The organism is Deltaproteobacteria bacterium, assembly GCA_011773515.1.
Classification (GTDB): domain Bacteria; phylum Desulfobacterota; class Deferrimicrobia; order J040; family J040; genus WVXK01.
Genome location: WVXK01000057.1, coordinates 119,369 through 128,904, shown reverse-complemented (window position 1 = coordinate 128,904; position 9,536 = coordinate 119,369). Strand labels below are relative to the sequence as shown.

8 protein-coding genes are annotated in these 9,536 nt (G+C 60.8%); 5 read left to right on the top strand and 3 right to left on the bottom strand.

Annotated features, from left to right (window positions below; genetic code table 11):
• The first annotated feature begins 564 nt into the window (after positions 1-564).
• The gene (locus tag GTN70_06475; protein NIO16631.1) at positions 565-1,827 is read left to right on the top strand and encodes an acyl-CoA dehydrogenase; all 1,263 of its coding nucleotides are present in this window, start codon (positions 565-567) and stop codon (positions 1,825-1,827) included.
• Positions 1,828-1,968: 141 nt separating this feature from the next.
• Positions 1,969-2,811 carry a hypothetical protein gene (locus GTN70_06470; protein NIO16630.1) on the top strand — a complete coding sequence of 281 codons (843 nt, stop codon included), beginning with the start codon at positions 1,969-1,971 and terminating at the stop codon, positions 2,809-2,811.
• Here GTN70_06470 and hisF read toward each other — a convergent pair.
• The gene (hisF, locus tag GTN70_06465) at positions 2,801-3,565 is read right to left on the bottom strand and encodes an imidazole glycerol phosphate synthase subunit HisF (GenBank protein ID NIO16629.1); all 765 of its coding nucleotides are present in this window, start codon (positions 3,563-3,565) and stop codon (positions 2,801-2,803) included. The two genes, GTN70_06470 and hisF, sit on opposite strands and share 11 nt — an antisense overlap.
• Before the next feature lie 306 nt (positions 3,566-3,871).
• Complete coding sequence (locus tag GTN70_06460) at positions 3,872-4,624, bottom strand: hypothetical protein (GenBank protein ID NIO16628.1); 753 nt, start codon at positions 4,622-4,624, stop codon at positions 3,872-3,874.
• A gap of 261 nt (positions 4,625-4,885) precedes the next feature.
• On the opposite strand from GTN70_06460, the gene GTN70_06455 reads away from it, so the two are divergent.
• Both GTN70_06455 and GTN70_06450 read left to right on the top strand, forming a co-directional pair.
• Positions 4,886-6,091, top strand: coding sequence for a cyclopropane fatty acyl phospholipid synthase (locus GTN70_06455; protein ID NIO16627.1), 1,206 nt, complete (start codon positions 4,886-4,888; stop codon positions 6,089-6,091).
• A 93-nt stretch (positions 6,092-6,184) separates the two neighbouring features.
• The gene (locus GTN70_06450; GenBank protein NIO16626.1) at positions 6,185-6,661 is read left to right on the top strand and encodes a periplasmic heavy metal sensor; all 477 of its coding nucleotides are present in this window, start codon (positions 6,185-6,187) and stop codon (positions 6,659-6,661) included.
• An 89-nt stretch (positions 6,662-6,750) separates the two neighbouring features.
• On the opposite strand, the gene GTN70_06445 is transcribed toward GTN70_06450, so the two are convergent.
• Positions 6,751-7,974, bottom strand: a complete 1,224-nt coding sequence (locus GTN70_06445) for a radical SAM protein (GenBank protein NIO16625.1) — start codon at positions 7,972-7,974, stop codon at positions 6,751-6,753.
• A 243-nt stretch (positions 7,975-8,217) separates the two neighbouring features.
• Here GTN70_06445 and GTN70_06440 point away from each other — a divergent pair, with 243 nt between their 5' ends.
• The gene (locus GTN70_06440; GenBank protein ID NIO16624.1) at positions 8,218-9,486 is read left to right on the top strand and encodes a hypothetical protein; all 1,269 of its coding nucleotides are present in this window, start codon (positions 8,218-8,220) and stop codon (positions 9,484-9,486) included.
• Positions 9,487-9,536 lie beyond the last annotated feature (50 nt).

Genomic DNA, 9,536 nt, shown 5'->3' with positions numbered 1-9,536 from the left:
AGCGGGCTTTTTCGCGGCGCAGGCCGATAGAGCCAGGAGAGCCACAAGGAGAGCAGAAACCACCCTCTTTGCACTGTTTCTCATCTGTTTCCTGCCCGGAATGTTTTGACAGTTACAGTATAGCGAAAGCGCCGCCGCCTGTCTTTGTCTTCGGATAGCAGGGGCAGGGCTCGACCCCTTGCCCTTTGCCTCGAAATGCGAAACTCGACACTCTAAACTCGAAACTGGCTTCTCGGGACACGGAACACGAGACCCGGGACTGCCGATTCCATCCTTCACGGTTTACCGTTCATGGTAATGCGGATTTCGGAATGCGGAATAAAAACGGTTCGCAGTTTACCGTTTCCGGTTTCCGGTTGAACCCGAAACGCGAAACTGGCTTCTCGGGACACGGAACACGAGACCCGGGACTACCGATTCCATCCTTCACGGTTTGCCGTTCATGGTAATGCGGAGTTGGGAAATTGTCTTTTGCCTCCGCTTCCTGTTAAATGTAATTAGAGGGCAACTGCACAATTGCCGGAGCCGGTCTGACGTAAACCCCGCAAATAGAGGAGAGAGATCATGTTACCGGAAGTCTTTTTGACGGAAGAGGAAAAGGCTTTGAAGCAGGAGGTGCGAAATTTCGTGAACGGCGTCCCCCCCGACCTCGTGCGGGCAATGGACCGTGACGAGGTCACCTACCCGAGGGAATTCGTCCGCTCCCTGGGCAAGCAGAACCTCCTGGGGCTCAGGTTCCCCCGAGAGTACGGGGGCCGGGGCATGAGCTGGGCCGCGGAGATCGGGGCCCTGGAAGAGGTGGGCGTCCTCGGCACTTCCCTCACCTGCGGCTTCGCCATGCCGTCGGTCGTGGGCGAGGCCCTGTGCGCTTTCGGCACGGAAGAGCAGAAGGAGAAGTTCCTGAAGCCGCTCCTTGCCGGGGAGCTCGTCTCCGCCGAGTGCCTCACCGAGCCCCGCGGCGGGTCAGACTTTTTCGGCGCCACCACGAAGGCGGAACTTCGAAACGGGTACTTCTCCGTCCGCGGCCAGAAGCGCTTCATCGTGGGCGCCGAAGGAGCCGACTTCTTCATCGTCTACGTGAACACGAACCCCGGGGGGAAGCCCCACGAACGGATCAGCCTCCTGATCATCGAAAGGGACCGGCCCGGGGTGGAGGTCAAATACCTCTATGGCCTGATGGGCGCACGCGGCGGAGGGACGGGACGCCTGCTGTTCAGGGACGTGGAGGTTCCGGAGTCGAACCTCGTGGGGGGAATCAACGAGGGTGCCGCCATCTTCAACACCATGATGGTCCCGGAGAGGCTCACATCGGCAGGGGGGGCCCTCGGGGTGGCGCGCGCGGCCCTCGAAGTGGCCGCACGGTACAGCGACCGGCGGGTGGCCTTCGGCCAGAAGATCAGGCGCTTCCAGGGGGTCAGCTTCAAGGTGGCCGACGCCATATCCCGCCTCGACGCGGCCAGGGCCCTCGTGATCGGTGCCGGGAAGGCGGTGGACGGCCGGTACCCCTCCGCCAGGAGGCTGGTGAGCGAGGCGAAAAAGCTCGCCACCGACACGGCGTGGGAGGTGACGAACCTGGCCATGCAGATCGTGGGAGGGATCGGCTACACCAACGTCCTCCCCATCGAGAAGATGGTCCGCGACGCCCGGCTCTGCCAGATATGGACCGGCACGAACGAGGTGATGAACCTCCTCATCCAGCACGAGTACTTCAGGGAACTCCTGGAAGACCCGGAGCCCGGGAGGATGGCCGAGCGGGACGCGGAAGAGTTCCACCGTGAGGAGGAGATGGTCTACGAAGACCAGGAGATGTGGACGAAGGGCTGGTAGGGCGAACGGCCCCGGCAGGGATGGGCGCTGCCGGAGGGGTCGATCCTGTCCCTTCGCCGATTCCTCCGCGGCACGCAAACCGATATAATAAGAATAGGGACGCTGATCGCTCTTTATCAAATCCAGAGCAGGGGGGACGATATGCCGGTTATAACGATCTCCAGGCAGCACGGGGCCAGGGCAAGCGTGGTTGTCACGATGCTCGCGGAAAAAAAGGGCCTCGAAGTAGCGTATAAAAGGGACATAGAGCGGCACTTGCGCAGCATCGTCGGCGGCTTCCTGGCGGAAAAATACTCATCGGAAACGAGCCCCACCTTTCTCGACACGGTGATGTACAACATGGAGCTCTGGAGGGGGCTTCTCTCCGAGGCGATCCTCAGCATCGCCAACAGGGGCAACGTCATCATCTACGGCCGCGGCGGGTCCTTTATCCTCCGGGGCATCCCGGGAGTGGTCCATGTCCTGATCGTGGGGAACAGAAAAAAGCGGATACAGCACATCGCGGAAACTAACGAGGTTTCCTTCCTGGAAGCAGAGGAGATAATCGACGAGATAGAAAAGAGGAGGGAAGGATTCCACAGCCACCACTTCGGGGAGAGCTGGCCCGATCCGGGGAATTTCGACCTCACCCTGAACCCCCTGAACATCGGGATGGACCGGTGCGCGGACATCATCAGCTCTCTCTCAGAAACCCCCTCGCTCTCCGAGGACTTCAGGAAGAGGGGGAGGAAGATGGTGGCGGAAAAATACGTGGAGGTTTCCGCGGGAAACCGGATCGCGCTCTTCGCCGACCTGGACCACAACTTCTTCGACGTCTCGCTCAGGAAGGGAAAGGAGATCGTCGTAACCTTCTACGATGTTCCGGCGGCGGTGAGGAAAACGGCGGTTTCCGCCGTGGCAGATTTCCACCGGGACTTAAAAGTAATCCAGACAGATGCCGGTCACCCGAAGGCAGCAAAAGGGACCGGCGGGCTCACAAAATAACCTCCAGGCCCCTGCCGCGCAGGTACTCCTTCACCTCCCGAATCTTCAGGATCCGGTAGTGGAAGACGGATGCGGCGAGCAGGGTGTCTGCCCCGCCCAGCGTCACCGCCTCGTAGAAGTGCTCGAGGGTTCCCGCGCCGCCGGAGGCAACCACCGGGAGGGAGACGGCATCGGAGATGGCCTTCGTGTACTCCAGGTCGTACCCGGCCTTCGTCCCGTCCCCGTCCATGCTCGTGGGCAAAATCACCCCGGCGCCGAGATCCTCGCACCGCCGCGCCCACTCGACGGCATCCTTCCCCACGGGCTTCGTGCCCCCGGAGACGACCAGCTCGAAGCCCGACGGCATGGAGGCGTTCCTCCTGGCGTCTATGGCGACGGTGACCTTCTCCTTCCCGAAGGCCGCGGAGGCCTGGCGCACCAGGTCGGGGTTGGCAACGGCCGCGCTGTTCACCGACGCCATATCGGCTCCCGCCTCGAAGACGAGCTCGAAGTCCTCCAGGCACGCGATCCCCCCTCCCACCGTGAGGGGGATATCGATGACGGAGGAGACGTTTCTCACCCACTCCAGGCGTGTTCCCCGGTTCTCCAGGGTGGCCGCTATGTCGAGCATGGCGAGCTCGTCGGCCCCCTCCTCCTGGTAAAAGGCGGCGTTTTCTATCGGGTCCCCCGCGTCCTTGAGGTCAACGAAGTGGACTCCCTTCACCACCCTTCCCTCCTTCATGTCCAGGCACGGCATGATCTTCACGATACCCATGGCCCCTCCTCGTCCCGTGATGCCCCTATTATACACTCCCCCCCGGGCAGATGAACCCCTTCCACGAGGTCCCGTAAACCGCCCGCGTGGGTAGAACAGACACACTGTAAGAATGGTAATGCGAAATTCGGAATGCGGAATGCGGAATGAAAACCCAACGCGAAACTCCAAACTATAAACTCGAAACTATAAACTCGAAACTCTAAACTGGTTTCTCTGAACCCGGGACTGCCATCCCTCTGATAGGGCCTCCAAAAACCTGCTTTCATGCAGGGTGACAAAATCATGCAGAGGGCGGCTGCCGGCCTAAGGGCGCTCCCCGGCATCGAGCATCACGCCGAGGGCGAGGGCCATCCGCCGGTCGATCGTCCTCTTGTAGTCGGGGCTCATGTCCAGCACGAAGCACCCGAAGGTGAGACGCCTCCGCTCGAACCATCCCACGACGGCCCCCACCTTTGCCTCGGTGAGGGTGTAGTTCGACCGCATCGGGGCGAAGCGGGAGCCGACGATCCGGCCGAGGACGGACCGCACCACCGAGTCCTCATTCGCAACGCACAGCAGCGACCCGTCAGGCCGGTAGGCGTGCCAGCGGCGCAGAATCAGCATATGATACAAGGACCTCCGGATCCTCCCGATGGTGTGCCCGGTTTGGTCAATCACGGTGTACCAGGTGTAGGGGAGGGGAACGCGGTTTTCCTGATGAATCTTCAAGTAGACCTCCCGCATCGACCCGTCGAGAAAGATGGTGGTCCCGTAGCGCTGGCTCAGCGCCAGGGCAGCTGCAAGCAGGGGAACCAGGAATGCGGCGAACTTCAGCAATGCCCCGGAGGGCCCGGGAAGGCTCTCCGGGATGAGCATCGAGGCGCCCAGAAAGGCCCCGATCCCCAGTGCGATGCACGCCACGGCCCTGACGTAGCCGAAGAACGGGTGTGCGGGACAATCGGCAAACAGCAGCGGATCGCCCTTCCTGTCCCAGATGTTGTAGCTCCAGGATCCCGACCCGTGCTCCGGGCGAAGGAGAAACCGGTCGAGGGATGCAATCTGGCCGCTTCGGTTCACTGCTCTCTCCTGGCGCTGTATAACTATAAATAAGCAATATAGCACAGAAAGGGTGAGGGCGGATGACCGTTGAATACCCGGTATCGTGCAAAAAAAGGCACCAAACCGAAAAACCATTTATCAACAGCGGAATAAAACAGTAAAATGATGGTAAGGCTTATCCGCCACCGGCACCCCACCTTCTCGTAAGGGACCGGGCCCGGCGTCTCTGTCGCGCGTACCGGCGGCTTTTCACTGCAAACCCTTTCGGAGAAAAGGTTCATGGCAAAGGACGGGTTCCGATTCTTCCCATCACTACCGGGTGAATCCGGGCAGGCACCGGGAAACAAGGCCCGCGCCGCCCAGGATGGGGGGAGGGAGAAAAAAATCGTCGCATCCCTTTTCAGGGAGGCCGGGATAGAGGTAAACGGGGATCGTCCGTCAGACATACGGGTCAACCACCCCGGGTTTTACCGGAGGGTCCTTACCAAGGGTTCTCTCGGCCTGGGGGAATCCTACATGGAAGGATGGTGGGACGCGCACGCCCTGGATGAGTTTGCCAACCTTCTCCTGCGCGCCTCGCTGCAGAAAAAAGTCGCAAAACTAAAGGGCCTGTCCCGCGCCCTCAAGGCGGCGGTATTCAATTACGGGCGGAAATCGCGGGCCTTCGCCGTCGGGGAGAGGCACTACGACAGAGATGACCTGCTCTTTGAAAAGATGCTGGACAAAAGGATGGTCTACTCATGCGCTTACTGGAAGGACGCCCGTACCCTCGATGAGGCGCAGGCTGCAAAGCTGGACCTGGTGTGCAAAAAGCTCTCCCTGAAACCGGGCATGACGGTGTACGACATCGGGTGCGGCTGGGGGAGCTTTTGCAAGTACGCCGCCGAAAAATACGGCGTCCGGGCAGTCGGCGTCACCGTCTCGCAGAGACAGGTGGACCGGGGCAGGGAGATGTGCTCGGGGCTGCCCGTCGAGATACGGCTGCAGGATTACCGTGAGATAGAGGAGAGGGAATGCGCGGACCGCGTCGTATCGATCGGCATGTTCGAGCACGTGGGGCACAAAAACTATGCGTCATTCATGAAGACCGCGCACCGCCTGCTGAAAAGAGACGGCCTCTTTTTGCTGCAAACGATCGGGGGAAACGAGTCGTCCCTGACCATCGACCCCTGGATGGGGAAGTACATCTTCCCGAACTCCATGGTGCCCTCGATCAAGCAGATCGGGGCGGCTATCGAGGGCCTCTTCGTGATGGAAGACTGGCAGTGCCTGAGCGCCGATTACGACAGGACCCTCATGTCCTGGTTCGGCAATTTCCACAGGTCCTGGGACGAGCTGCGGGCCCACTTCAGCGAGATCTTCTACAGGATGTGGAAGTATTACCTCCTGGTCAGCGCGGGGGCTTTTCGCTCCCGCTACAACCGCCTGTGGCAGATCGTGCTCTCCAGGAAAGAGTTCCCCGGTAAGTACGCCCCCGTCCGGTGACACCGCACGGAAAAGGCGGGGAGCGGGGAAAAATATCCGGATACAGATGGGGATTTCGATCATCCAACAAGAAAACGGCACAGGGAGGAAACGATGACAAGGAACTGGATGTTCACCCTGGCAGTGGCCCTTACCCTCACGCTCGCTGCCCCGTCCCGGGGAATTGCAAATCCCCACCACTTAAGGCACGGGGGGCACGAGATGGGAGCCGGCCCTCTCGGGCTGAAAGGCTTCCTCGATCTCAAGCTGACCGAATCCCAGCAGGCCGGCCTGATAAAGATCATCGACAAATACCACGGGGAGAAGAAAGGCATGAAGGCCCGCCTCTGGGAGGCAGGGGAAAAGCTCTCCGGCGCCGTGCACGCCGATACGGTTGACGAGGAGGGCATTCGAAAAGCTTTCCGGGAGGTATCCTCGATCAGGGAGGAAATGGCCGTTCTGAAAGCGAAGATGTTTTCCGAGATCAAAACGGTGCTGACGCCCGGGCAGGTCAAGCAGCTCGAGGACATGAGCCCCTGGAAAGCGGGGTGCCCCCACTGCGAAAGACACCACGGTCACCACGGCCGCTGAGGGCCTCGCCATGACCCCGTGGCGAAAGGAATCGAATGGGGGACCTTTCCCCGGGCCGGGCGGATAAGAGGGTCACGTGAATTGCGATCTCACGGGCCGATGTGTCCGTGGACCGTCTGGCAGAGGACGGTAGAAAGCCCCGTCCCCTTCAATACCCCGTGCACCTCCCTCATCTCCGCGAAGGTTGGCAGAGGCAGGCCGGTTCTTTTGAACTCCGGCCGATAATCCAAGGCGCACACCTGTACGGCGGGATCTATCTCGAAGATCTCCCTCCCCATGGCCGCTATCTCCTCGAGGGAGATGAGCCTCTCGTTGTAGGGGATCCCGATACCCAGGAAGACTTTGTCCCGGTACGTCTCGCTGATGTACCTCACCGCCTGCCAGGCGTTCTCCTTGTACCTGCCGGCCAGCGCCTCGTCGGTGAGGCCGGTAACGCGCATGAAGGTTTTCGCCTGCAGGGCCTTCAGGTCTATCCCCACATCGGTCATCCCCGCGCCCACCAGCTCATCGATGTATTCCGGGGAAAGGAGGGACCCGTTGGTGTCGACGTGAAACCTCGATTCATCTCCGGGATTTTTCTCCTTCAGGGCTCTCAGGTACGCAAGGAGCCAGGGGGGATTCAACGTGCATTCCCCTCCCGAAATCGCCATGCGGTCAACCCCGTACTTGCGCCGGCTCCCCGATATGCGCTCTGCGGCCTCCTGGGGCGTGAGCAGGCGGTAGTCGAAGCTTTCTTTGCCGCGGCAGGCGATCGTCCAGTTCTGGCACTGGGGGCACCTGAAGTTGCAGCCCGCGGCAAAGAGAGCCACCTCGATCACCCCCCTCGCCTTCAGGTTCCAGGGCGTACCGACCCCCCCGACGGTGTGCCCCATGAATCCACCGACGATCCTCCTGGGAACGTGGTCCCCGGGAAGGCGCGTCCTGATGCGGGCCCCTTCGTGCACTTTCGTGACGCAGCAGGGCTTAACCACCCCGTCGATCTCCACCGCGCAGCTGAAACAGCCGCCCGTCCCGCAGGGGGCCAGAATCCCGTCGGGGAGCTTTCCGAATCGAACGCCCAGGTGCTCCAGGGCCCTTTTCACCGTCGTATTCTCCGGAACGAGAGCGCCCTCCCCGTCCACCTCGACCCGTATTTCCCCCCGGTCTGCCGCCGCGATCATCGTCACCGCATCGAAGGGGCAGGCAATGGCGCAGGCACCGCATCCGGCACAGTCCTCCTCCTGGAAATCGACCGGGCAGGGCACCAGGACCCTGCACTCCGGGAAAAGGCACCGCGCGCAGATACGCTCATCCCGTGTGGCTTTGAGAGACATCCTTTTTCCCCTCGCCTCTTACCCCTCTACGATAGCAAAAGCTTCTTCGCGAAGATAGAAAATAGCGCGGGAGAGAAAAAGCGGGCCCGATAAAAAGTATCGGTGCCACGCGATTCAGTCTGCCGTCGTTCCTTCCGAAAACATAGAGAGAAGGGCGCGGGGAACCCTGCCTTTCGGCAATCCGGTTTCTGCGCGCCAGACAAAGAGGGAGGATCAGCCGGAAAAGGGGGCTGGCACAAACCCATGAAACTGGCCATTCGGCTCTCACTTCTTGCCCTTCTCGTCGTGCTCCTCGTCTTACCGGGCGCTCCTTTGGCCGCGCAGGGGACGAGAAACGACCCGTGGGCAGGTTTTTACCCCGGATCGTGGGTGACGGTCAAGGAGGTGGAGAGGTTTCTCGGCAACACGAAATCGACGGTCGTCAGGAGAAAGATCACCGCGAGAAAAGACGGGCTCGCGGAGGTGTGGGACTTCACGGAAGACGGTTCCCGGAGGCTGGAGAAGGAGCGGGCATTTTTCGAGGGAAACACGCCGGAGACGCTGTTTATGACCCGCAGTGGGGAGAGGGAGACAAACGTCCGCGTCGGCACGGCAAACTACAGGGCCAAAAAGGTTTCCTACGTCCCCGACGGGAAGTTCTCCCTCGCGAGAGGGCCCCTGACGGTGTACCTCACCGACGAGTTGAGCGTGCCCTACCGCGAGATGCTCCTCGGCGGCGACGATATCGCCCTTCCGGAAAACGTGATCAGGGCCGAGTACGTCGCCCCGGACCGGAATACGGGAAGGATGATGCGGTACGAATCGCAGATCGTATTCTTCTACTGGGCCGTAACCGTGGGAAACGAAGAGATCCCCTGTTTCGTCGAGGAGACGAAGGTGGTGGATATTTCATCCTCGCAGCAGGTGGGGGAAGCAAAGAGATGGCTCTCGTCGAGGATTCCCGGCCACACGGTCAAGCTCGAGTACCGCTTCACGTCACCCTACGGGCCCGGGGAATTCACCCAGGAAGTCCAGAAATATCAGCTGAACACCTTCCGCCGGCAATCGGTAACGATGGGCCGGTCCAGGATCTCCTTCGAGGTGCCGGGACATTTCAGGACCGCAACCGGGGAGGAGATCGCCTCCCGCTATCCCCTGAGGAAGGAAAAGACCCGCGCCTTTGTCGCAAAGGGCAACCGGGCGTCTATCGTCGTGCAGGTTTTCGAGCCGTCCGCCCTCGTCCACACCGTTGAAGACCTCAAGCTCTCCATGGACCAGCAGTCCTCCCGAAAAAACCCGAACATCAGCCAGATCAGCCAGGGGCTCACGGAGATAAACGACAGGACCTTCGTCTATCGGGAATATATCAACACCACGCAGGGATCGGCGATCAACACCTACAATCTCGAAACGCTGCACAGGGGAAAAATCATATCCCTCGATTTCACGATGAGCCGCGAGCTCCATCCGGAATACGAGCAGCTGTGGCGCGTCTGGGTGGAGTCGATACGGATCGAATCGCAGGAACCCTGATTAACGGGTGCCCTCAGGGCTGAGAACCCACGGCTTTCGCCTTCCAGCCC